Source organism: Bacillus cereus group sp. Bce019 (assembly GCF_051781745.1).
Taxonomy (GTDB): domain Bacteria; phylum Bacillota; class Bacilli; order Bacillales; family Bacillaceae_G; genus Bacillus_A; species Bacillus_A cereus.
Map to the genome: position 1 here is coordinate 70177 of NZ_JBPWJX010000017.1, position 25396 is coordinate 95572.

The window sequence follows — 25396 nt, forward strand, 5'->3', positions numbered from 1 at the left end:
ATATAATGTAAGTTTTTAATCACATATTGCTTATAAAATTTATCCTTTATATGCTGTAGCATATAAGTGTTATCTCATAACTTGTAACGGTAAAAATTTAAATAATACAGTAGATATATTATGAAACGAGGAGATTTTAGTTATGGAAAAATTCATATTAGCGTTTGATAGAGAACTTGTAATCGCAGAAAAAAAAGACTCAACATGGAGCGTCCAATCGCAGTTTGTAGGTGCGAATCCAGTTGCTTTAGCTTTAGATCCATACGACCAAGAAAGAATGTATTGTGGTACTTTTGATAGGGGATTATGGAGAAGTAAAGATGGAGGAAGTTCATGGGAAGCGATTGGTGCGTTACCTTCCTTTGGTGAAGTGTTCCCAGCAAATGCTATTCATATGAGAGCTATTACAGCAGTTTCTGTATCTCCAGCGAAGGGGGATGACGGTAACGGGATTGTATATGTAGGAACTGAACCGAGTGCAATGTTCGTATCCAAAAATGGAGGAGACAGTTTTGAGCTGCTAACAGATTATCGACAAATGCCATCATATTCATCATGGTTCTTTCCTCAAAGAACATATACACACCATGTAAAACATATTGAAATTGATGCTAATAATCCAGAAACTATTTATACGACTATTGAGGTAGGCGGATTAATTAAAAGTGTAGATGGAGGTAAGACATGGACTGAGGAAAAAGAGGGGAACTATCCTCAAGATATTCACATTCTTAAATCACATGGCGATGCGCCAAATCGTTTATACGGGGTGTTAGGTGATTCATTCTTGAAAGAACCAGGTCAAGAGTATGCGGAGAGTAATGATGGAGGTAAGACTTGGAACTATATGTGTAGCGGGCTAAAGCATCATTACGCATATCAAATGGCAGTTAACCCAAATGATCCAGAAAATATTATTATCGCGACATCTTCAAATCCCCACGTAGCGCATGATTACAATAATGGAAATTGTGAATCATTTATTTATAAGAAAGAAAAAAATCAGTCTTGGGCAGAAATGAATGTAGGTTTACCAACTCCTAAAGGCACAATCATACCAGTATTAAAGGCAACAAGTGATGGAACGTTTTATCTGTTTAGCAATAAAGGAGTGTATCAGTCAGTAGACGGTGGTTCAAATTGGACATCATTAGAGATTCCTTGGGAGAATAGATTTATGGGACAACATCCTTATGAGATGTTAATTATTAAATAAGTGACAGGTATAGTTTTTACTACTATTCATTGGTAATGTTTAGTTGAATTTAAATTAAAAATGTAAAAAGCCAGGTAATGTGTTATTCATGCTACCTGGCTTTTTTGACCAGCAATTTAAGGTTATTTTCATATTTGTGTAAATATGAAACAAGCAGGATACATGAATAGAGAATGGGTAAAATAATACCGAATGATCACTAGATTGTATCAATGATGCTTATAAGTGTTTTTTTAGGGAAACTGAAGCAAGAAGCAGTGGTTTAGATTCAGAATGACTAGCAATTGGTGTTATGGTGTTCAATGGTTCAAAAATGAACTCATTTCAACTCATATTATCTTCGCAATGTATCATTTTGAAGAATATTAAAACTTAGGAGGAAATGAATTATGACAAAAGATTTCTATACTGCACTGAAAGAAAGACGTACTTACTATGGAATTAACAAAGAGGTACAAGTATCGGATGAAAAAATTAAAGAAATTGTGGAGTTTGCTGTGAAATATACTCCATCAGCTTTCAATTCTCAAACTGCGCGATTAGTTGTATTATTTGGTGAAGCTCATGATAAATTATGGGATATTACAACTGAAACATTAAGAAAAGTAGTTGGAGATGGAGATTTCTCAGGAACGCAACAAAAAATGGATTCTTTTAAAGCTGGTTATGGAACAGTACTATTCTTTGAAGATGAGGCTATCGTTAAATCGCTTCAAGAAAAATTTGCTGCATATGCTGAAAACTTCCCAATTTGGTCACACCAAGCATCAGGTATGCACCAATTAGTCGTATGGACAGGTTTAGAAGCAGAGGGATTAGGGGCATCTTTACAACATTATAATCCATTAATTGACGATGAGGTAAAACAAGAATGGAATGTCCCTGCTAATTGGAAACTAATTGCACAAATGCCATTTGGTAATCCAACAGCTGCACCAGGTGAAAAAGAATTCCAACCACTTGAAGAGCGTGTGAAATTTCATAAGTAATATTCAAATGCAATAAAATGGAAATTTAATCAGTGGTGGTCTTACTGTCCGCAAATAGCGGGATAAGCTAACTGTATTGCGAAAATAAAACTGTTTAGTTACAAAAATTCTATTTATTATTTCTGTTAATCGAGTATGTATTAATAAAAGTTGTTAAAATCACTATTTTAATCTTTAAAGGAACAAGGTGATCGGTTTGATCATCTTGTTTCATTTCTTAAATTTTATTTTATTCATTAAAAAACGCTAGCTTTTCATAAATGCTTGAAAAACTAGCGTTTTAATAATAGGTATCTGTAATTTGATTACTTAAAACTATATACGAAAAAGCTTTTATGTTATTCCTCAAGTTCTATCCATTCCTGTGACCATTCTTCTATTCCGCGAATAATAGCTTCTAAAGCAAATCCTTTTTGAGTTAAAGAATATTCTATACGAACTGGTGTCTCAGGAAAGACTTTACGTTCGACAATTCCTTCTAGTTCTAATTCTTTCAATCTTTCTGAAAGTAATCTTCCGCTGACAGGAAGAGAAGATTCAAGCGTACAAAAGCGCTGAGATCCAGAAAAAAGTTGGTAAATAATTAGTGCTGTCCATCGTTGGCTAAAAAATTTCATTCCTTTTTCAAAGCGAGGGCATAATGTAGAATCATTCATTTTCCTTCACCTCCTAAAACAAATTATATAACATCTTACTATTAGTAACAAATGTTTTTATAATTAATTACTTGACGTAAATTAATTACGAATGTATACTCACTTACATAAAGTAACTAAGTTGTTTTATGTAACTAAAACTCTTTTCTTTAAATGGCCAAAGTTGTAATGATACATATTGCATATAAGCTGAGAGAAAAAAGAATAGCATCTGTAAAAACACTTACGTTGTGTAAGTTAAACAATAAAAAATATAACAATGGAAGAGGATTTTTAGAGATTCTCAATACTAGGAGGTACCTAATGGTTACAACAGATACAATTCATATGTTAGAAGATAAAATTCAATTTATACATCAAGATGGAAAGGATATTTATTTAGTAGGACCTATCAAATTGCCAATTAATTTATATGGGGAGACTAAAATTTTCCAATGGTATTCTTGGTTACAATGTAGTGAGGTTACAAATAGTGTAGAAGGAATTATCAAAAAACTCTCATCTATTAATTTAGCTGATATGCAGCAATCTAGTGTGCTTGTATATGGTGATTTTGAGAATTCTGAAGATGCCCTAATTCGTATGCATAGTATTTGTCACACCGGTGATATCTTTGGTAGTAAACGTTGTGACTGTGGATTCCAATTAAAGCAGTCTTTACAAATGATTACAGAACATGGTTCAGGTGCTTTATTTTACTTAGCGAATCATGAAGGAAGAGGAATTGGTTTGTTTAGTAAAGCAATGACGTACCTCTTGCAAGAAAATGGGTTAGATACAGTAGAAGCTAATCTGAACCTAGGCTTTGAAGATGATGTTCGAAACTATGATGATACAATTGAAGTATTAAAAGCGCTACGCTCAAAACCTGTAAAACTTATTACAAATAATCCGAAAAAATTAGAAGCGTTACAAAAAGCTGGATTAAATGTTACGAGTCGTGAACCGTTATGGGGTGATATCTCAGAGTTTAATGAGAAATATTTGCAAACGAAGATTCAGCGTTCTGGACATTTTGAAGGGGGACACTTACATGCTTGAGCATGAATTGTATATGAAGCTAGCACTAGAAAATGCCAAGGCTATGAAGGGACAAACGACTCCAAATCCATTGGTTGGATCTGTAATTGTAAATGATAATCGAATTGTAGGGGTCGGAGCACATATGAAGGCCGGAGAACCACATGCCGAAATACATGCGATACGTATGGCTGGAGAACAGGTACGTGGTGCTACAATCTATGTAACTCTTGAACCTTGTTCTCATCATGGTAGAACAGGGCCTTGTGCTGAAGCAATTGTACAAGCAGGAATTAAGAAGGTAGTAGTTGCTACACTTGATCCAAACCCGCTTGTTTCTGGACGTGGAATTAAAATTCTACAAGATGCAGGTATTGAAGTACTTGTAGGAGTGTGTGAAGAAGAATCTAAAAAAATGAATGAAGTCTTTAATAAATATATTTTGACAAAGCGTCCATTTGTAACGATTAAATCAGGAGTTACATTAGACGGGAAAATCGCTACGTCTTCATCGGATAGTAAGTGGATTACATCTGCAGAAGCAAGACAAGAAGTACACCAAATACGAAACGAAAATGCGGCTATTTTAGTAGGAGCGAATACTGTTCAAAAGGATAATCCATCATTGACAACGCGTATTCCAAATGGACGAAATCCAATTCGAATAATATTGGACTCGACATTACGCATACCGATGGAAGCTAACGTTGTTACAGATGGAGAAGCTCCTACCTGGATATTTACAACAAGTAATCATGCAGCGAAAAAAAAGATAGCATTAGAAAATGCAGGAGTTAAAGTATTTGTTACTAGCGGAGAAAAGCATATAAACTTACATGAAATGCTTGATGTTTTAGGGCAAAAAGGAGTTTCCTCCCTGCTTATTGAAGGTGGTGGAGAGGTAAATGCTTCGTTTATTGAAAATAAATTGATGGATAAACTTATATTATATGTCGCACCAAAAATTATTGGGGGCAGATTGGCGCCTAGCTTTGTAGAGGGGACTGGTATTACTAAAATGCAAGATGCAATTGAATTTAAGGATGTATCATTTACCCAGGTTGGAAAAGATTATAGATTTATTGGCTATCCAGAATATCGGAAAATATAAGGAGAATAAAAGCTACTTATATGTTCCGATAAATGGATTGCAGAAAGGAGCGATGAAGAGTGAAGTTTGGATTTGATATCGATGATACATTAATTGATTTAAGGCAGCATGCTTTTCATTTATATAATAAGAAATTAAACAAAAAATTAGGATTGGATGTATTTCATTCTTTAAAAACAATTGAAATTCATGAAGCATTTGGCATGACTTCGGAGGAAGGCAGTCATATGTGGAATAGTTTGCTGGATGAGATTTATTATACTTCTTGTTCACCGTTTCCATATGCAGTAGAGACATTACAAGAATTAGAAAGACAGGGACATGAAATTTACTATATAACGGCGCGACCTAAAGAGCATGGAGAGCAAACAAAAAAATGGTTAATAGAAAAAGGTTTTCCGGTACATGAAGATCGCTTTTTCTATGGAATGAAGGATGAAGAAAAAATACACTTCATACAAGAAATAAAATTAAACTATTTCTTTGATGATAAGCCGGCAGTCTTAGAAACGTTAATAGGAAAACCGATAAATGTGTATGCAAAAACTACTTCTTACAATCAACATCTCAATATCCCGCGGATTACAAGTTGGACGGAGTTAGGAGATATTATAAAGAAAGAAATGTGAGGATTTAACTGGCAAATCAAATAGAGCTAAGAGTATATTGAGTGTTACAATTTTAGAGGAAAGACATAGGTGTTATGTCTTTCCTTATTTTTTTTGGATTATAGGGAATACTATCGTTTCTTTAAAGTGTGATGTGTTAGGAGTACTTTTGATAAAGAGGAAATAGAAAAATGAGCAATAAGAAAAATATTTTTAAGCTAGTCTTGTATGGTAGTGTAATTTATACATCAATGATGGGTTCCCCTGGTGCCACAATATTTTTGGATATTTTGGATGAGAAGTTCAAGAATTAATAGGGTGTGTTCATAATCATGAATTTTTGGAAAACCAAAATTACAATGTTAGGTTATTTTGAATCAGTAGTGGATGATATGCAAAATTGCATATTACAAAATAAACATCGTAATTTTTGGATTCTTGGTATAAAATACATTACTTAAACTATATATTAGAATGGAGAAAGTGAATTGGAATTATTAAGAAACAGTAAGGTTGGTACAAAACTAAACATATTAATAACTATATCAAGTATTGCATGTATAGTATTATCCCTAATAGGGTTTTGGGGATTAGAAAGAGGGAAAAGTACTTCCTCTAATATGTATGAGGATAATTTACTACCAATTGAGTGGATTGGTATTGTAGAATCTAATTTTTATCATGTTAATATGAACTTTATGGAAATTATGGTATCAAAAGATGAAAAAAGAATGAATGAATTAATAACAGAAATGGACGGAATTCGTCAGGAAAATGATTATCTTTTAAAGCAGTTTGAGGCTAAAGTTATTTCTACTAAAGAAAAAGAATTATATAACACGTTTTATGAAACATTTAATAAATTAAGAACTCAAATGAAGAAAGCGCAAGAATTAGGGAAATCTAATAATGAGGAAGCATATGCATATTACCTAAAAGAGATTGAACCTAATATGCAAAAATCAATAAAATCAATTCGTGAATTAATTTTATATAATAGTAATAATGCAGAGCTTTTACAGAAGGAAAATAATAATAGTGCTCAAAATACAATGATAATGTTTGTTAGTATTTCGCTTTTAGCAATTTTAATAATTATATTAATTGGATATATTATTAAATTAACTATCCGAAAACCACTTGTGTTACTACAAAATGATATGGAAAAAGTAGCAGCTGGAGATTTAACAACACGTACTCCTTATAAAGCAAATAATGAATTAGGGCATATTGTTCAGTCTTTTAATAGTATGTTAGATAACCTTCAACAATTAATTGCGAATGTTAAGATGACAACACAAGAGGTTATTTCTACTACGGAGGGCGTATTACAAGATACAAATCGAGCGTCTAGTATTTCAAATGAGGTTGTACAGACTGTTTTAGAAGTAAAAACAAAAATAGAAGGACAGGTAACTAGTATTCAGGAGAGCTCATCCTCAATGGAAGAAATTACAACAGGGGTGCAAACTGTAGCTGAATCTTCAGCAGTAGTCGCTGAGGTAGCAGTAACGACTACAGAACGAATAAATATCGGTAGTGAAGTGATAAATCACTCTATTCTTCAAATGAATAGTGTGCATGATGTTGTCGAGGAAACATCAAAAGTAATAAATAAACTTGTTACACGTACACAACAGATTGATACAGCTCTCGCTGCAATTACTAATATTGCCGAACAAACGAATCTTCTTGCCTTAAATGCCGCTATTGAAGCGGCACGTGCTGGAGAGAATGGGAAAGGATTTGCAGTGGTTGCCGCAGAAGTTCGAGACTTGGCTGAGCAATCTAAAGAATCTGCAAAGGAAGTGAATCATTTAATAAAATCCATTCAACAAGATACTCAAGATACAGTTAATGTCATGCGAAAAGGCCAACAGAAGGCAGTAGAAGGAAAAGAAGCTGCCCACAAAGCGAATCAAACCTTCTTGTCTATTATGAGAGATATTGATAAGATTACAAGTCAAATTCAAGAAGTATCCGCAGCGACAGAAGAGATGTCTGCTGGTACAGAAGAAGTAAATGCTTCTCTTTCGCTAGTTTCTGAAACTGCAACGGATGTGAAAAAGGAGACGCTTCAAACAGTAAATTCAATTCAATCACAGGCCGTATCAATTGAACAAATATCAATCCAATCCAACAAAATGAAAGAAAAGGTGGAAGAATTAAGGGGATTGGTTTCAAAATTTAATATTACAGAATAAGATAATTTATTCAATTATAAATGTAATAACATGTATGAAAACACATGAAGACTTAAGGGGCTTCGTGTGTTTTTTTTTATTGAATAATGTATGAAATAATATTGGATCATTACAAGATATCTCGAAATTTTTCGTTAAACATTAATATATGCAAAATTACATATATTTAATGATTGATAATCATGAGCTAATGTAACTATAATAATTACACTAATAAGTAACTTACTGACGACAGTTATAAGTAAAGAAGGAGGGTTTTATTGTATTTTGTATATAAAAAATAGAAAAGGAGATATGTAAATGAAAAGGCTACTTGTTATAGGCATCATGTATACAATGTTTTTCCTCATAGGAAATATACACTTACATGCTGATGAACGAACAAATGTAAAAGAAATTACTAGTTTAGAAGAGCCTACTTGGATATTTCAGGCGGGCATAAGTAAGGGTAAATATCACGATCGACAAGATTTAGGATTTATTTTGCAGAGAAATACACCATTAAAGGTAAGACAAACGAATCCTAATTTTAAAGACAAATTAACATTACGTTTATTGTCTAATGACTCTAAAAATGAAAAATCCATACAAGTAGGAAATGAGTGGATTACCATTCAAGGTGATACGCCTTTAGTTCCTTTCATAGATACTCCGTATGGTGAAAAGCACGCTGTACTTGAGTACCAAGTAGGGAATGAAAGTGCTACTAAACCTCTTCCCATTTATAAACAACAAGGAAGTGTATCTCAATTTTTTAGTACATGGGATCAATTTGATGGAGAGTATGCGTTAATTCAAGGGGAGAGTTTTCAATTATTTGTACCTAAAAAAGATAAAGAGTTAGTAAGATCTTTAAAGGATTTTCAATCGTTGGATGAGTTAATTGCATATTATGAAGATATTTTTGCGATGTATGATTCAATTATTGGTTTAGATGGCTCAACGGTTGAAAATAAAAAAAGTCAAAATCGTTATTTCTTAAAAGCAGATATATCTGGTGCTGGCGGTGCCTATTATGGCGCAAATTGGACAGCGAATAGTTCAGATAGTACAAAGATGTGGTTAGATAAACTAAGTTGGGGAACCTTACATGAAATCGCTCATGGATACCAAGCTGGTTTTGATAATCAAGGAATATTTACAGGAGAAGTTTCTAATAATCTATTTGGTGTTCAATATCAATATAGTAAATACGGCAAAAAAGCAGATCAAGTTGGTTGGTTATTTAATTTTGGGAAGAAGGAACAGGTAGAACGGAATTTATACAATGCTTTAATGAAAGAAAATAAAAATTATGATGATTTAGATTTGCGACAAAAACTTATTCTTTTAACGATGGCGAAACAAAAAGCTGGCGATGAAGCTTTTGCAAAAATGTATCAAGGTTATCGAAAACTAGCTAGCAATGCTGCTTTCAAAAAGGGGGATTATTCTTTACCGGATTTAATGAATCAGTATTATAGCGAGAATGTACAAGTTGATTTTACACCCGTTTTTGAAAGATGGGGCTTTAAGCTTAATCATAAACAAATAGAGATGAATAGGGCGAAAGGTTATCCGGCAATTACTTCTTTAGCGTATATAGTGCCTGAATCACAATTAGCTAAGGCGAGAGCTCTAGTTGATCCTGATATTCCGATAAACTCTAACTTTGAAATAGTTACGAATCAGCAAATTGCTTCACTTGGGTTAAAAGGGAATTTGCATATCCATTTAAATACAAATGAAATAGATACATTGAAAGGAAGAAAGATTAAATTAAAAGAAGGGAATACAGTTGTTCAAGAAAAAACAATTGAAACAGCAGATATCAATTTACAAGACGTACCAAATGGGGTTTATACGGTTGAAATTTCAGGTGAGAAAATGGATAGAATGTATCATTTCCGTTCGTATTATGCCTATGTAAAGGAAAAGGATAATAGTCTAACGATTGATGTTAACGAAATGAAAGTGAGCAATTTGGTAAATGAAACGATTCAATTCCTAGGATTAGGAGATGATCAGTTTGCCGAATTAAATACAGACTTAGAGCAAAAGCGGGCTGTTTTTACGGTTACTACTAAAACGCCTCATAGCTATTATGCAGATGAAAAATACGCATCAATAGAGGTGTTTAATGAGAAAGGTGAAAAAATTTATACGAAGGAAATGGAAGGGACAAATGTAACGATTGTAAAAGATACTATTCCACTAAAAGAAGGATATAAAATTAAAATCTATCATGATGAAATAAAAAAACGATTAACTAGTAAAGCTACTATTATTAATCCTATGAATAAAACGAATGAATTTATAATGACAAAATGGGGACTGAAAAATACTTATTTAAAAAATAATCCAGAAGAAAATCTTATGAAAAGAATTGATGAAGAAATGGAAGAAATTATAAGTAATCCGGTTTTAAAAGAGATACCAATGCAAAAATTAGAAATGAAAAAGAATGTGTGGATGGCGATAAATATGTTATCAGAACCACAAAAAATAACGTATATAAATAAATATAAAGATAGCTTATATAATGAGTAATTTTTGAGGAATGAAATGAATCTAAAAGTAAAGACGCAATCTATCTATATTATGAGGAATCACAATTCATAAACAGTAGATAAACATAGATAGTTTGAAATATCTATGTTTCCAATTCTGAAAAACATTTATTTAACTTAATAATAAGATTATAAAGGAGTAAGAATATGAATAATTTCGTAAAGGTAGGTTTAACTACAGGAGTGGTGTTATCGGCGATTATGCCCTATGGAGGAGTGCATGCGGAAACAGAAGATTTAAAAGTGGAAACAAAGGAAGATACGTTCCGAACAGGTAATTTAACAGCACCTTCTCAAAATTCGGCAGAAAATGTAGCAAAGGATGCACTAAAAGGAAAAACAGAACAAGCATTATCATCAAAGCAAGTTAATACGGAATCCAAAGTTAATTATAATGTTACGCAAAGTCGTAAATCTTATGATGGTACTACATTGGTACGTCTTCAACAAACGTATGAAGGACGTGATGTATACGGATATCAACTAACAGCACATATTAATGATGATGGTGTACTTACGAGCGTTTCAGGGGATAGTGCCCAAGATCTACAACAACAGGAAGATTTGAAACAACCTATTACTTTATCAGAAGAGGATGCAAAAAAACAGCTTTTCAACATCTATGGAAATAATCTCACATTTATTGAAGAACCAGAAATTAAACAAGTGGTATATGTAGATGAAAATACAAATAAAGCTACAAACGCATATCAAATTACTTTTAGTGCATCTACACCTGAATATGTATCTGGTACAGTATTAATTGATGCTTTTGGTGGTAATCTATTAAAAGAACTCGTTCAAAAATTGGGTATACAAGTAGATAGTAGTATTGTCCAATCTGCGACAGCAAATAAATCACAAGATTCTTCAAGATTAACAGGTACAGGAAAAGATGACTTAGGTATTAATCGTACGTTTGGAATTACGCAGCGAAGTGATGGAACGTACATGCTTGCAGATTATTCTCGTGGTAAGGGAATTGAAACATATACTGCTAATTATAAAGATTATAATAATTATAGAAGAAATGTATGGGGTTATCTCGATGATTTAGTAACAAGTAATTCTACAAATTTTACTGATCCTAAAGCAGTTAGTGCTCATTATTTAGCAACGAAAGTATATGATTTTTATCAAGAAAAATATGGCCGTAACAGCTTTGATAATAACGGACAAAAAGTAATTTCTGTCGTTCATGGTTGGAACACAAATGGTACGAATAAAGGAAATCCTAAGCAGTGGTTTAATGCATTTAGTAATGGAGCTATGCTAGTATACGGAGATCCAATTGTTAGAGCATTTGATGTGGCAGGACATGAATTTACACACGCGGTTACAAGAAATGAGTCTGGACTTGAGTATGCAGGAGAAGCTGGTGCAATTAATGAGGCTCTATCTGATATTTTAGGAGTAGCAGTTGAAAAGTATGCTAATAACGGAAAGTTCAATTGGACAATGGGAGAACAATCAGGTCGTATTTTTAGAGATATGAAAAACCCATCATCTATCTCTTCTAGATATCCGGAGGACTATAGACATTATAATAACTTACCTATTGATGCTGACCACGATCATGGTGGTGTACACACGAACTCTAGCATTATTAATAAAGTAGCTTACTTGATTGCTAGTGGTGGAAACCATAATGGAGTAAACGTACATGGCATTGGAGAAGATAAAATGTTTGATATTTTCTATTATGCAAATACGGATGAATTAAATATGACTTCTAACTTTAAAGAATTAAAAGAAGCTTGTATTCGTGTAGCAACGAACTTATATGGTAAAGACTCATTAGAAGTACAAGCTGTCCAACAAGCCTTTAAAGCAGCTTATATTTAATAATATTGCGATGAATTATAAACCCTTTTATTTTAATATAGTGATTAATTTGTGTGTATAGGCAAAAACCTTGTAGAATTTTTCTGCAAGGTTTTTTTAGAATTTTATTTTACAAATGTGTTATATGGTTTTTAGTTAATTAGGATAAAAATAATCCTATAACTGTATGTAAGAATGTGTGATTTTACAACCTTTTCTATGATAAAAAAAGATACTACTTTAGCAAATATAAAGAGTTAGAAATTATAGTTTATAGGGCACTTTTTTGTTCCTATGGAACTTTAAAGTGCGTAATTTTCTTTATCGTTAATATATATCATAATGGTATTTATTAGTTGGTTTTAGCTTTACTCTGCTGTTGATGTGATTTTTTACATTAGAATGATTTGAATTAGAATTATTGAGTGGATCTAAATACTGATAATTTTGATTTTTAGTTCAGTACAGAGTGGAATAGCTACATAATTTTCGTTTATACTTTTTTGAAAAAAGGGTGGATCTGCTTATTTTCTGTTAAAGATAAGAGAAGTGAACCACAATATAAACGTAATTATGTATTCCAACGTAAGTCAATCATGTAGCACATGAATTTGGAGGGATCTATATGCATATGCAATTAAAAGGAAAAACAGCACTGGTTACTGGATCTACGGCAGGGATTGGAAAAGCAATTGCCACTTCATTAGTAGCGGAAGGAGCTACTGTACTTATTAATGGACGCCGTGAAGAAAATGTTAATCAAACGATAAACGAAATTCTAGCGCAGTATCCGGATGCTATTCTTCAACCTGTAGTAGCTGATTTAGGAACAGAACAAGGGTGCCAAAATGTGATTGAAAAGTACCCTGAAGTAGACATTCTTATTAACAACTTAGGAATTTTTGAACCTGTAGAATATTTTGATATCCCTGATGAAGATTGGTTTAAATTGTTTGAAGTCAATATTATGAGTGGTGTTCGACTTACTCGCTCGTACTTGAAAAAAATGATTGAAAGAAAAGAAGGAAGAGTCATCTTTATTGCTAGCGAAGCAGCTATTATGCCATCTCAAGAAATGGCTCACTATAGTGCGACTAAAACGATGCAACTCTCACTTTCTCGCAGTTTAGCTGAGCTGACGACAGGAACGAATGTGACTGTTAATACTATAATGCCTGGTTCGACTTTAACGGAAGGAGTGGAGACTATGTTAAATAGTCTTTATCCTAATGAGCAATTGACAATAGAAGAAGCTGAGAAGCGATTTATGAAAGAGAATCGACCAACCTCTATTATTCAAAGACTTATTCGACCAGAAGAAATTGCCAATCTTGTCACGTTCTTAAGCAGCCCACTTTCTTCAGCAATTAATGGTTCCGCGTTGCGAATAGACGGGGGATTAGTACGTAGTGTGTTTTAAAAAATTAAAAACAACATAATATTCTGTTGAAGGTAAAGATGGTAAGGCAAATGAGTTGTATTTTATCTATTAATGGAAATATATAAAAAGCAAATTGCGACATGCAAACAGCCGAATTTTCTACTATAAGAAAAATTCGGCTGTTCTTTTTTTACTTGTTGTAAAGGATGGAAAGCTTTTAAGATTGTGGCACGCCTCTTAAGACAAAGATAAGGCGAAGCAATCCCGCTGTTATTTGTATTATTTAGTGAAAGTTACCAAACGTTTTTCAACACTATTTTCCCAATTGCTTTATTTGACTCCAAATATTCATGTGCTTGTGCAACTTCATCAAACGTAAAAAGTTTAGAATCTAGCAATGGTCGAAGGTGTCCTTCTTCTACTATTTGCGTTAGTTTAGTTAAAATTTCCCCGCAAGCATCACGTTTATCTGTATGTAATATTTTTAACGCCATAAAAGTAACGTGCAGAGAGAGTCCTTTTGCGTGTAAAGGAGAGAGGTCATGGGTTGAACGAGCTGCAATTGTTACGACAGTTCCGTTGACCGCAGCAGCTTCAAAAGAATGATCAAGATTCTTGCCGCCTACTGTATCAAATATAACTTCAAATCCGTTTCCGTTCGTATGTTTTTGTACATATTCTTGAACAGATTCTTCTTTATAATTAATAGCTATGTCGGCTCCTAGACGATGGGCGATGTCTATTTTGCTTTGCTGAGAAGCGGTTGTAAAAACTTTAGCGCCTGCCCATTTAGCTAGTTGAATGGCTACGTGTCCTACGCCACCAGTAGCTCCATGAATGAGAATATTTTGACCAGGTTTAATATTTGCACGATCAAATAAAGATTCCCAAGCTGTAATTGCAACTAATGGTAGAGCAGCAGCTGCTTCCATTGTTAAATTTTTAGGTTTGTGAGCAATTAATCGTGCATCAGCAAGCATAAATTCTGCAAGTGCACCTCCAGTTTCTTTAAAACCTCCGGCACATCCGTATACTTCATCCCCACATTTAAATTTCGAAACACCTTCTCCTACTTCAATAACAATACCAGCTACATCGCCGTGTAATATAGCTGGAAACTCAGGAGCGACTGCTGAAACGGCACCACTACGCATTTTTGTATCGATTGGATTTACACTTGTTGCTTTTACATGAATTAGAACATGACCTGGTAAAAGTTTTGGTTTTGAAACTTCTTCTAATTGAAATACAGATGAATCCCCAAAAGAATGGATAATTTGTGCTTTCATAGTTTATACCTCCTGTTCGTGGTTATAGCATAGCAAAGTACAAAAAATAAGTATAATATTTTGAATTTGGTTAGTAACAATTTTATATAAAGAAAGGGAAAGTACGTGAAATAATGAAACGTATTTGCAAAAGCAACAGTAAAGCTTTTTGAAGAAAGGGTAGATGTTATTTTTGCAGCATGATTTATTATTACTCACTTAGTATAGGTACTTTAAAGTGCCTACATCACTTTAAAGTACGTACTGTTATTCATGTTATGGCCGATTTATAATAACACTCGTAGCACAAAGAAAGTTATAACGATTACAATCGGCAACAATGTGGTGTTGCAGTGTTGCTTATAAATTTTGAGAAGAAATATGAAAAGTATAGGTTTATATGAATGAGGGAAAGTGAGTGAAACACATGGAAAAGTTTGCGAACCATTTTGGATATAATCGTATGTTTGCGAAAGATCAACTTACGTTAGGAGTTCACATTCCGATTGAAAATTATCAGTTTCATGCTCCAACGATGGAAAAACAAGTAGAGTTAGTACAAAAAGCGGAACAATACGGTTTTACAGGTGTATGGCTTCGCGATGTATTGCTGCAAGACCCTGATTTTGGTGATCCTGCAACAGGTCAAATTTACGATATGATGATTTATTTGACGTATTTAGCAAGCAAGACAGAGAAAATTGCATTTGGAACGTCGGCAACAGTGTTGTCACTTCGTCATCCATTGCGTGTAGCAAAAGAAATTGCTACATTAGATCAACTATTTCCAGAAAGAATTATGCTTGGCGTTTCATCCGGTGACAGACGTGCCGATTTCAAAGCGTTAGGTGTTAGTCATGAAACACGAGGTGAAAAGTTTAGAGAAGCATTTGCTTACTTGGAAGAGATTTTGTATAAAAACTTCCCGTCTATCCAGTCGACACTAGGAGAAGTTCATGGTGCGAATTTAGTTCCAAAACCGTCTAAACGTGTTCCAACCTTTATTACAGGTTTTAGTCAGCAAAATATGGAATGGTTTGCTGAACATGGAGATGGATGGATGTATTATCCACGTAGTCCGGTGCATCAGGCGGGAGCAATTGGACAATGGAGAGAACTAGTAGAGGATTATCATCCAGATGTATTCAAACCATTTATACAACCGATGCATTTAGATTTATCTGAAGATCCAAATGAACGTCCTACACCGATACGTTTAGGTTACCGTACAGGGCGTAAGGCACTAATTGAATTACTTGATATATATAAAAGTATTGGTGTGAATCATTTATTCCTTGCTCTATTTGATGGTCAACGTCCAGCTGACGAAGTATTGGATGAGCTAGGAGAAGAAGTGCTACCGCATTTCCCAGCCTTGTAAAGGAGTGAAAAGAATGAAAGCAATAGGACTTATGCAATATGGAGATAAAAGTGTACTACAAGAGATTGAAATGCAGACACCGCTATTGGAAGACAACGATGTACTGATTGAAGTATATGCAGCTGGTGTAAATCCTGTGGATTGGAAAATACGTGAGGGTTTACTTCAAGACGTAATTTCTTATGACTTCCCGCTCGTTTTAGGATGGGATGTTGCAGGTGTAGTTGCTGCTATAGGAAAAAACGTAACAGTATGTAAAGTGGGGGATGAAGTATATAGTCGTCCAGATATTGAACGAAATGGTACGTATGCAGAGTACGTGGCAGTAGATGAGAAGTATGTAGCGAAAAAACCGAGAAATCTATCTTTTGAGGAAGCGGCATCAATCCCTCTAGTAGGTTTGACAAGTTGGCAAAGTTTAGTGAAATTCGCTAATGTTCAAAAGGGTAATAAGGTTTTAATTCATGCTGGATCTGGCGGGATAGGTACGTTTGCTATTCAACTAGCGAAAAGTTTCGGTGCACATGTTGCAACTACGACTAGTACGAAAAACATGCAATTTGTAAAGGATCTAGGCGCTGATACTGTCGTCGATTACAAAACGGAAGACTTTTCTTTGCTTTTGCATAATTACAATATTGTATTTGATGTGTTAGGTGGGGATGTACTAAAGAATAGTTATAAAGTACTTGCACCAAATGGAAAGTTAGCGTCTATTTATGGTCCGAAAGGTATGAAAATTCCGCAAACCGAGATATCAAGAGAGAAAAATATTGAGAGTGACCATATATTTACTGAACCTAACGGATGTGAACTTTCTCTTATTACAGAATTAATTGAGAGCGGGAAGATTAAACCTGTTGTCACGCATGTGTTGCCTTTACATGTAGAAGGTGTAAAAAAAGCACACCACATAAGTGAGTCAGAACGTGCTCTTGGGAAAATTGTATTGAAGAAACATTGGTAAAGTATGAGGTTTTAGAGACAGTATTGTGCTAAGTAGCGAATGAACTTATATATTCTATTCTAGCAATTGTTTTAAAAGGGAGAGAACAAATGGATTCAATGACATTTCTTTTACCCCGCATTAACAGGCAGTAAGACCTCCACCTCAAAATTCAGCGATATCATAGAAGTTAGGTGGGGGCAACTGCCTGTAAAAGCCCGATTGGTTCAACTAATAATCAGTGGGGATGAACAAAACCCCCACTGATTAAAGTTTCACTTTATCCGGAGCGACAGGCGATTTAGCGAAACGCAAAATTTATCCTGCTTTATATAAGCTATTTAGTAATCAAAATATACCACAATGTATTTCGATTATCGGTATCGGCAGAAGGGTAATGTCAGATGTGGAATTTCAAACAAAGGTAGAACAATCCCTTGCTACATTTTCTAGAAGATCTACTGATGATGAATTAGGAGTAGAAGAATTTATTAGCACATTTCGTTATTGTCAATTAAATACAGCGAATATAGAGGACTATCAAGATTTGTTGCGTCTTGTAAAGAGGCGTGAAACAGAATTAAACATTCCTGAAAACCGCATGTTTTACCTATCTGTTATACCAGAAGTATTTGATGTCATTGCTTTAAATATTAAGGAAAGTGGATTGTGGGCTACAAAAGGATTGAACCGTCTTATTATAGAGAAGCCTTTTGGGCATCATATAACATCTGCTCACGAGTTTAACGGGGAATTAATTGAAGATTTTGATGAAACTGATATTTATTATATCGATCATTATCTTTGAAAATGAATGGTAACTCAGGATAAACTTAGAAAAGTATTACAAAATAAATAGTATTTAATTCAAGACATTTTTATTGACGATAATAATTTATGTGGTTAATATACTAGACATAGGATTACTTAATTACTAAAAGTAATCAGATATAAAATGTTTCGTTAAATTCTATAAATAAGTAGGTTGTAGTAGAAATGCTTTGAATTGCCACTATTAATATTGGGGACAATGAGAGAGCGAAAGGTATAAAAAGAATTGGAATTAGATAACTCTTTGTTTTTTATAAAAACAGGAAGTATAAGAGTATGAGCTTCTGTACAATTCATTTTTAGTATATTGAAGAGGATTATACAACAAGAGGGGGACTGAAATTGGAATCAATGACCTTTGTTTTATTTGGAGCGACAGGGGACTTAGCGAAACGCAAAATTTACCCCGCGCTATATAACTTATATAGAGATCAAAAGCTTCCAAAGCAAATATCCGTTATCGGGCTTGGAAGACGTCAAGTATCTCACGAAGATTTTCAAGAAAGAATAAAAGAATCAATAGAGACGTTTTCTCGTCAGAGGGAAGAAGGTACTCCGGAACTGGAAGGTTTTTTAGATAATTTTCGCTATTGTCCATTAGATGTCAGTAAGCCGGAAGACTATGAGAGATTATTACAAGTCGTTCGTGAAAGGGAAGAAGAACTACATATAAAAGGTAATAGAATGTTCTATCTTTCAGTTGCTCCTGAATTTTTCGAGACGATTGCTTTAAATATTAAGGAAAGCGGACTTGATAAAACAGATGGATGGAAACGCCTGATGATTGAGAAACCGTTTGGGCACGACCTTGCATCTGCTCGTGAGCTGAATGATAAGCTTAGTCGCACGTTTGAAGAAGACGAGATATACCGTATTGATCATTATTTAGGTAAACCGATGATTCAAAACCTTGAAGCGCTAGAATTTGCAAATCCTGTTCTCCAGTCGATTTGGAATAAAGAACATATAGCGAATGTACAAATCACAGCTAGTGAAACAGTTGGGGTTGAAGAAAGGGCAGGATATTATGACCAGGCAGGAGCCATTCGAGATATGGTTCAAAATCATATGTTACAAATATTAATGATGACTGCTATGAATCTGCCGGAAAAGGTTAATGCATGTGAAATTCGAGAGGAAAAGCGAAAGGTAATGGAGACGCTTCGTAAAGTGAAAAAAGAAGACGTTCAAAACCATATCGTTCGCGGTCAATACGTTTCAGGAGAAATAAAAGGCGGACAAGTTGTAGCGTATAAAGAGGAGCCAGGAGTAAACCCTTCTTCTAACATAGACACATTTGTTGCTGCTCGCCTGTGGATCGATAATCCATTTTGGACTGGCGTTCCATTTTATATACGAACAGGAAAACGAATGAAAGAAAAGTCTACTCGTATTGTAATCGAATTTAAAAATACGTTAAAACAGCAATATCAAGATAGTAATCCAAATGCAGCACCTAACTTATTAATAATTGAAATTAGTCCAGGTGAGAACGTTTCATTACAGTTAAATAGTAAAAATCCATTGAAAAATGGAGAAATTGAACCGATGCGTATTAACTTTACTTGTGAGCAAGCGGATGTGGGAGTACCTGAAGCGTATGAAAGACTCATTCATGATGCGGTGAGTGGAGACGCTACATTCTTTGCACATTGGAGAGAAGTTGAATTGTCATGGGAATGGGTACAACCAATTCTTGAAGCATTCGAGGAGAACTTATTACCACTTCATGAATATGAGTCTGGTTCATATGGTCCAGATGCGTCTAATGAATTATTGCAAGAAAGTGGATTTAAATGGTGGTTAGATCAAGAGACGGAAAAATAAGTACTTTCTTTCATGAAAGCATGTAGGGGGACGATTACTATGACACAAAACATAAATCAATTAGCAGTGAATACAATTCGTACATTATCAATTGATGCTATTAATGCGGCAAATTCAGGTCATCCAGGTCTTCCGATGGGAGCAGCACCGATGGCTTATGCATTATGGGCGAATCATTTAAATCACAATCCTAATCACCCAGAATGGTTTAACCGTGATCGATTCGTTTTATCAGCGGGACACGGATCGAGCCTACTGTATAGCTTACTTCATTTAGCTGGATATGACGTTTCAATTGATGACTTGAAAAACTTCAGAAAGTTAAATAGTAAAACACCAGGACATCCTGAGTTTGGTCATACTCCTGGAGTTGAAGCGACGACAGGCCCGTTAGGACAAGGGATTGCTAATGCTGTCGGAATGGCAATGGCAGAAGCGCATTTAGCAGCGAAGTTCAATAAGGATGGTCACTCTATTATAGATCACAATACGTACGCTTTAGTCGGAGATGGTGACTTAATGGAGGGTGTCGCTTATGAAGCGATGTCAATGGCAGGACATATGAAACTTGGCAAGTTAATTGTACTGTATGATTCAAATGAAATTTCACTTGATGGTGAATTAGGCATTGCTTTCTCTGAAGATATGCAGAAAAGGGCAGAATCTGTACATTGGCAATATGTAAGAGTTGAAGATGGAAACGATGTCGATGCAATTACAAAAGCGATTCAATTAGCGAAAGAAAATACGGATCAACCTACTCTTATAGAAATTAGAACCATTATAGGTTATGGAAGTCCAAAAGTTGCTGGAACGAACAAAGCACATGGTAACCCGCTTGGAGTAGAAGAAGCGACAGCGACAAAACAAGTGTATGGTTGGCACTATGAGGAAGACTTCTTTGTGCCTGAAGAAGTAACAGCTCATTTTAATGAACTGAAACAAAAAGGTATTGAAAAAGAAAATGACTGGAATGAGCAGTTCAACTCATACAGAGAGTCGAACCCTGCACTAGCAGATGAATTAGAAAAAGCGATTACAGGTGATGTTTTAATTGAAGCGAAAGACATTCTATCTTTTGATACTGAAAAAACGATTTCCACTCGTGTTGCAAGTGGGGAAGCTATTAATCATTATGTGAAATCGATTCCTTCTATTTTCGGTGGAAGTGCGGATCTTTCTCATTCTACGATGACAGATATAAAAGGTGAAGCAGTATATGCAGTAGAATCATATGCTGGACGAAATATATACTTCGGTGTACGTGAACATGCAATGGGCGCGGCAGCGAATGGACTGGCTCTCCACGGAGGAGTAAAACCTTTCGTAAGTACATTCTTTGTATTTAATGATTACCTTCGTCCATCGATTCGACTGGCTGCACTGCAAAATTTACCTGTTACTTACGTATTTACACATGATTCGATTGCTGTAGGAGAAGATGGTCCAACGCATGAACCAATTGAACAATTGGCAGCGCTTCGAGCAATTCCTGGTTTAACAGTTATCCGTCCGTCAGATGCAAATGAAACAGCAAGTGCTTGGGCGTATGCTTTACAGCAAACGGATGGTCCAGTCGTTTTAGTACTGAGCCGTCAAAATTTACCGGTGTTTAATGAAACGAAAGCGAACATAGAGAATCTCTCTAAAGGAGCTTACGTATTAACACAAACAAATGAAAATCCGGATGTAATTTTAATTGCGACAGGTTCTGAAGTATCCTTAGCTGCTAGTGCGAAAGCAAAATTAGAAGAAGAACAAGTTTCTGTTCGCATCGTTGCAATGCCGAGCTGGGAGTTATTCGATCGCCAATCGAACGAATATAAAGAATCCGTTCTTCCGTCTTCTATAACGAAACGAGTATCTCTTGAGATGGGTGTATCTCTCGGGTGGGAACGTTATGTAGGACAAGAAGGAAAAATATTATCGATTGAAACATTTGGAGCTTCAGGAACTGGGGCTGAAGTCATGAATCTATTTGGATTTACGACAGAAAATGTTGTTCAAATTACTAAAAATGTATTGAATTCTTAAGCTATGACTGTGAATACCTTTCCGTACATATCAGTGCTGCAAGGTATTCCAGATTGTAGTGATATGAATTTTTAATAAAAGATGATTTGAGGAGGAATTATATTATGCAAGTAGGATTAATTGGTTTAGGTAAAATGGGATTAAACTTAGGGAAAAATTTAATGGATCATAAACATGAAGTAGCAGCATTTGATTTAAATGCAAGTGCAGTGGAAGAAATGAAAGAGTACGGGGCAACAGGTGCATCTAGTTTAAATGAACTTGTTCAGTCATTACAATCACCAAGAATTCTTTGGGTTATGGTACCACACGCTGTTGTAGATTCTGTTATCGATGAAGTTACACCACTTTTATCAAAAGGAGATATTTTAATTGAAGCGGGTAATTCACATTATAAAGAGTCTATTCGCCGATATGAGCAACTAAAGAAAGATGGCATTCACTTTATGGATGCAGGAACTTCTGGCGGAATGGAAGGCGCTCGTAATGGTGCTTGTTATATGATCGGAGGAGATCAAGAAGCTTGGGACATCGTTGAACCTATCTTCCGTGATACTGCTGTAGAAAATGGATACTTATATGCTGGAAAAGCTGGTAGTGGTCACTTCTTAAAAATGGTTCATAACGGAATTGAATACGGTATGATGGCTGCTATTGGTGAAGGATTTGAGATTCTAGAGAAAAGTGAATTTGACTACGATTATGAAAAAGTATCAAGAGTATGGAACAACGGTTCAGTAATCCGTTCATGGTTAATGGAATTAACAGAAAATGCATTTTCTAAAGATGCAAAACTAGATGAAATTAAGGGTGTTATGCATTCTTCTGGTGAAGGGAAATGGACAGTAGAAACAGCATTAGATCTTCAAACAGCAACTCCTGTTATCGCAATGTCTCTATTAATGCGCTACCGCTCATTAGACAATGATACATTTACAGGAAAAGTTGTAGCAGCTCTGCGCAATGAATTTGGCGGACATGCAGTAGAAAAGAAATAAATATCTTAAAAATTTAACTCATTGACGTTTAAAAAATGGAGGGAATAAATCATGAAGTTTTTTATTGATACTGCAAATCTTGAGGACATAAAAAAAGCATATAAACTTGGAGTTTTAGCTGGTGTTACAACGAATCCTTCTTTAGTAGCAAAAGAGGGCGTTAAGTTTGAAGACCGTATCGCAGAAATTTGTCAGGCAGTACCTAAAGTTGAGTCTGTTTCGGCAGAAGTAACGCCAGATGCTGTTACAGCTGAAGAGATGATTGCTCAAGCAGAGGAACTGATTAAGATTAACGGCGGCGATGAAAAAGTTACAATTAAACTTCCGATGACGTTAGCAGGATTAGAAGCTTGTCGCTACCTTACTGAAAAAGGTGTGAAAACGAACGTTACACTTATTTTCACAGTGAACCAAGCACTTTTAGCTGCTCGAGCAGGTGCAACGTACGTCTCTCCATTTTTAGGACGTTTAGATGATATTTCTGAAGATGGTGTATTATTAGTTGCTAAAATTGCTGAATTATTCGATGTTCATCAATTAGATACACAAATTATTGCGGCGTCTGTTAGACACCCAGATCATGTAACTCGTGTAGCGATGGCAGGGGCTCACATTGCAACAATTCCTTATAAAGTAATTGAACAACTTGCTATGCATCCATTAACAGATCAAGGTATTGAAAAGTTCGCTGCAGATTGGGCGAAAGCACCTAAATTATAATATATAAAAGTGGGGGAGGCTTTCCGAAAATTGCTTTTTATGAGAGGACAGATTCCTAGGTAACTTCATCGTTTAATTAGGATCCCGAGTTTGGCGTCTTACTACGTGAAAATAGCAAGAGAAGAAAGTGTCATTCACTTTTGAAGAAGGAAAATATACTTACGCGTAGCGTTTATCACAATAACATTATAATTATGAAAGAGAAATCCCCTTATCAGAGAGAGTAGGTAACATGTATCTCTGATAAGGGAGATTCTTTTTATATAAATCACTATGATGTGAAGATGCTTTTAAACGTATAGTAATATGAAAAGGTATCTTTTACTCAAGTAAGAACTATATAGGTTCTTTTAATTATATAGTATTTATGAAAGGGTTTACATAAAGGGGGATTGAGTATGAATATGTACCTTTTAATTATTACATTAATATCAATTGTAATTGTTATTTTAGGGGTATCGTGGTGGAGATGGCATGCGTTTATTAGTTTAACGATTGCAAGTTTGTTTTTAGCAATTATGTCTGGAATGCCAATGGATAAAATAGTAAGTGCTTATGAAACGGGAGTTGGAAGTGTTCTCGGGCATTTAGTAGGTATTTTAGTATTAGGTACAATTTTAGGGAAAATGATGGCAGAGTCAGGTGCTGGAATGCAAGTGGCAGAGTTCTTTATTAAATCCTTTGGGATAAAAAACTTACCATGGGCTATGTTAATTGCAGGTTTTATTATTGGAATTCCGGTGTTTTTTGAAGTAGGTATTTTAATATTACTACCGTTAGTAATTTCAATTCATAAAACAACGAAACAAAATATTTTATTGATAGCATTACCAGCAATTGCTGGGCTATCTGTCGTACACGGCCTTGTTCCTCCGCATCCAGGGGCAATTGTAGCAATTGGTATTTATAAAGCGAATCTTGGGAAGGTACTAATGTATTCACTCATTATTACATTTTTTGCAGCCATTATTGCAGGTCCTATATTTGCGAAATGGATTCACAAACGTGTAATTCCTGAAAATGAGCCAGAATTGATTCGTGTAAATACAAAATCAACGAAATTACCAGGAATAGGAGTTTCATTTTTAGTTATATTGTTACCTGTTATGTTAATGGTTTTAGCTGCAGCAGCTCCTTATGTGCCTCTTTCTACTACTTTGATGAAGACTGTCACATTAATCGGTAGTCCTATCATTGCACTATTGATTGCATGTTTTGCAGCGTTTTATTTTCTTGGATTTCGCCAAGGTATCGATAAAAAGGCTATTAAGAAGGTAACAGAAGATAGCTTATTACCAATCGGTTCAATTGTTGCGATTATTGGTGCTGGCGGGGGATTTAAGCAAATTCTTATCGATAGTGGCGTAGGGAATGCTATTGCTCAAATGTCTGAGCATTTAGCTCTATCCCCAATTGTATTAGCATTTATAGTAGCAGGATTAATTCGAATTGCGACAGGGTCAGCGACAGTCGCTTTAACAACAGCAGCGGGTATCGTTTCGCCAATCGTTGAAAATACGACAGGTGTGAATTTAGAGTTACTCGTTATTGCAACAGGTGCAGGAGCACTTATGTTTTCACACGTAAACGATGCTGGTTTTTGGATGGTAAAAGAATACCTAGGGTTAACAGTGAAAGAAACATTTAAAACATGGACTGTATTAGAAACGTTACTTTCATTTATCGCTTTTGGAGGAGTTTTACTACTCGATATGTTTGTTTAAGATAAAGATGTTTCTATTTAGATAATTGTGGCATACAACGTTATCAATAGATAAAAGGTATGTATTTTTATGGTGGGATACTGTAACAATTTTTTGTTAGGAGGAAGAA

At 34.9% G+C, this 25396-nt stretch carries 18 protein-coding genes and 1 pseudogene; 17 read left to right on the forward strand and 2 right to left on the reverse strand.

Translation table 11 applies throughout. From position 1 onward, the window contains the following. Positions 1–142: 142 nt before the first annotated feature. The gene (locus ACS2QP_RS20520) at positions 143–1216 is read left to right on the forward strand and encodes a WD40/YVTN/BNR-like repeat-containing protein (RefSeq protein ID WP_103621613.1); all 1074 of its coding nucleotides are present in this window, start codon (positions 143–145) and stop codon (positions 1214–1216) included. A gap of 389 nt (positions 1217–1605) precedes the next feature. Further along, entirely contained in the window at positions 1606–2205 is a 600-nt protein-coding gene (locus tag ACS2QP_RS20525) for a nitroreductase family protein (protein WP_000158938.1), read from the forward strand. 338 nt (positions 2206–2543) lie between these two features. Here the strand turns inward: ACS2QP_RS20525 and ACS2QP_RS20530 are convergent, their stop codons facing one another. Continuing rightward, on the reverse strand, positions 2544–2861 hold the full coding sequence (locus ACS2QP_RS20530) for a winged helix-turn-helix transcriptional regulator (RefSeq protein ID WP_001000104.1): 318 nt from the start codon (positions 2859–2861) through the stop codon (positions 2544–2546). 303 nt (positions 2862–3164) lie between these two features. On the opposite strand from ACS2QP_RS20530, the gene ACS2QP_RS20535 reads away from it, so the two are divergent. The 7 genes from ACS2QP_RS20535 to ACS2QP_RS20565 all read left to right on the forward strand — a co-directional run bounded on the left by ACS2QP_RS20535 (position 3165) and on the right by ACS2QP_RS20565 (position 13597). Beyond that, positions 3165–3902, forward strand: a complete 738-nt coding sequence (locus ACS2QP_RS20535; RefSeq protein ID WP_000258858.1) for a GTP cyclohydrolase II — start codon at positions 3165–3167, stop codon at positions 3900–3902. Continuing rightward, the gene (ribD, locus tag ACS2QP_RS20540; protein ID WP_139365881.1) at positions 3895–4992 is read left to right on the forward strand and encodes a bifunctional diaminohydroxyphosphoribosylaminopyrimidine deaminase/5-amino-6-(5-phosphoribosylamino)uracil reductase RibD; all 1098 of its coding nucleotides are present in this window, start codon (positions 3895–3897) and stop codon (positions 4990–4992) included. The genes ACS2QP_RS20535 and ribD overlap by 8 nt, the downstream gene beginning before the upstream one ends. A gap of 59 nt (positions 4993–5051) precedes the next feature. Beyond that, positions 5052–5621: a 5' nucleotidase, NT5C type gene (locus tag ACS2QP_RS20545; RefSeq protein WP_438882776.1), complete on the forward strand. Its 570-nt coding sequence runs from the start codon at positions 5052–5054 to the stop codon at positions 5619–5621. Positions 5622–6088: 467 nt separating this feature from the next. Then, positions 6089–7804: a methyl-accepting chemotaxis protein gene (locus ACS2QP_RS20550; protein ID WP_438882778.1), complete on the forward strand. Its 1716-nt coding sequence runs from the start codon at positions 6089–6091 to the stop codon at positions 7802–7804. Positions 7805–8104: 300 nt separating this feature from the next. Continuing rightward, complete coding sequence (locus tag ACS2QP_RS20555; protein ID WP_438882780.1) at positions 8105–10333, forward strand: putative mucin/carbohydrate-binding domain-containing protein; 2229 nt, start codon at positions 8105–8107, stop codon at positions 10331–10333. 167 nt (positions 10334–10500) lie between these two features. Beyond that, positions 10501–12198 (forward strand): M4 family metallopeptidase, encoded by a 1698-nt coding sequence (locus ACS2QP_RS20560; protein WP_001058949.1) that lies wholly within the window; start codon positions 10501–10503, stop codon positions 12196–12198. 604 nt (positions 12199–12802) lie between these two features. Beyond that, positions 12803–13597, forward strand: coding sequence for an SDR family NAD(P)-dependent oxidoreductase (locus ACS2QP_RS20565; protein WP_438882782.1), 795 nt, complete (start codon positions 12803–12805; stop codon positions 13595–13597). A gap of 254 nt (positions 13598–13851) precedes the next feature. On the opposite strand, the gene ACS2QP_RS20570 is transcribed toward ACS2QP_RS20565, so the two are convergent. After that, a complete protein-coding gene (locus ACS2QP_RS20570) occupies positions 13852–14847 on the reverse strand; it encodes a zinc-dependent alcohol dehydrogenase family protein (protein WP_017673867.1) in 996 nt (331 codons plus the stop codon). Between the two features lie 406 nt (positions 14848–15253). On the opposite strand from ACS2QP_RS20570, the gene ACS2QP_RS20575 reads away from it, so the two are divergent. From ACS2QP_RS20575 to gntP, 8 genes and pseudogenes are all read left to right on the forward strand, one after another. Further along, positions 15254–16207: an LLM class oxidoreductase gene (locus ACS2QP_RS20575; protein WP_002195683.1), complete on the forward strand. Its 954-nt coding sequence runs from the start codon at positions 15254–15256 to the stop codon at positions 16205–16207. Between the two features lie 13 nt (positions 16208–16220). Beyond that, a complete protein-coding gene (locus ACS2QP_RS20580; protein WP_326234653.1) occupies positions 16221–17174 on the forward strand; it encodes an NADP-dependent oxidoreductase in 954 nt (317 codons plus the stop codon). A 250-nt stretch (positions 17175–17424) separates the two neighbouring features. Continuing rightward, positions 17425–17961, forward strand: a pseudogene (locus tag ACS2QP_RS20585) (glucose-6-phosphate dehydrogenase); the annotation flags it as partial. Between the two features lie 365 nt (positions 17962–18326). Continuing rightward, positions 18327–19811: a glucose-6-phosphate dehydrogenase gene (gene zwf / locus ACS2QP_RS20590; protein WP_017673871.1), complete on the forward strand. Its 1485-nt coding sequence runs from the start codon at positions 18327–18329 to the stop codon at positions 19809–19811. 39 nt (positions 19812–19850) lie between these two features. After that, positions 19851–21845 carry a transketolase gene (tkt, locus tag ACS2QP_RS20595; protein ID WP_078421347.1) on the forward strand — a complete coding sequence of 665 codons (1995 nt, stop codon included), beginning with the start codon at positions 19851–19853 and terminating at the stop codon, positions 21843–21845. A gap of 104 nt (positions 21846–21949) precedes the next feature. Further along, positions 21950–22843 carry a phosphogluconate dehydrogenase (NAD(+)-dependent, decarboxylating) gene (gene gnd / locus ACS2QP_RS20600; protein WP_001994033.1) on the forward strand — a complete coding sequence of 298 codons (894 nt, stop codon included), beginning with the start codon at positions 21950–21952 and terminating at the stop codon, positions 22841–22843. 51 nt (positions 22844–22894) lie between these two features. Beyond that, complete coding sequence (gene fsa / locus ACS2QP_RS20605; RefSeq protein WP_063675558.1) at positions 22895–23563, forward strand: fructose-6-phosphate aldolase; 669 nt, start codon at positions 22895–22897, stop codon at positions 23561–23563. Positions 23564–23961: 398 nt separating this feature from the next. Further along, positions 23962–25287, forward strand: a complete 1326-nt coding sequence (gntP, locus tag ACS2QP_RS20610) for a gluconate permease GntP (RefSeq protein ID WP_438882786.1) — start codon at positions 23962–23964, stop codon at positions 25285–25287. Positions 25288–25396 lie beyond the last annotated feature (109 nt).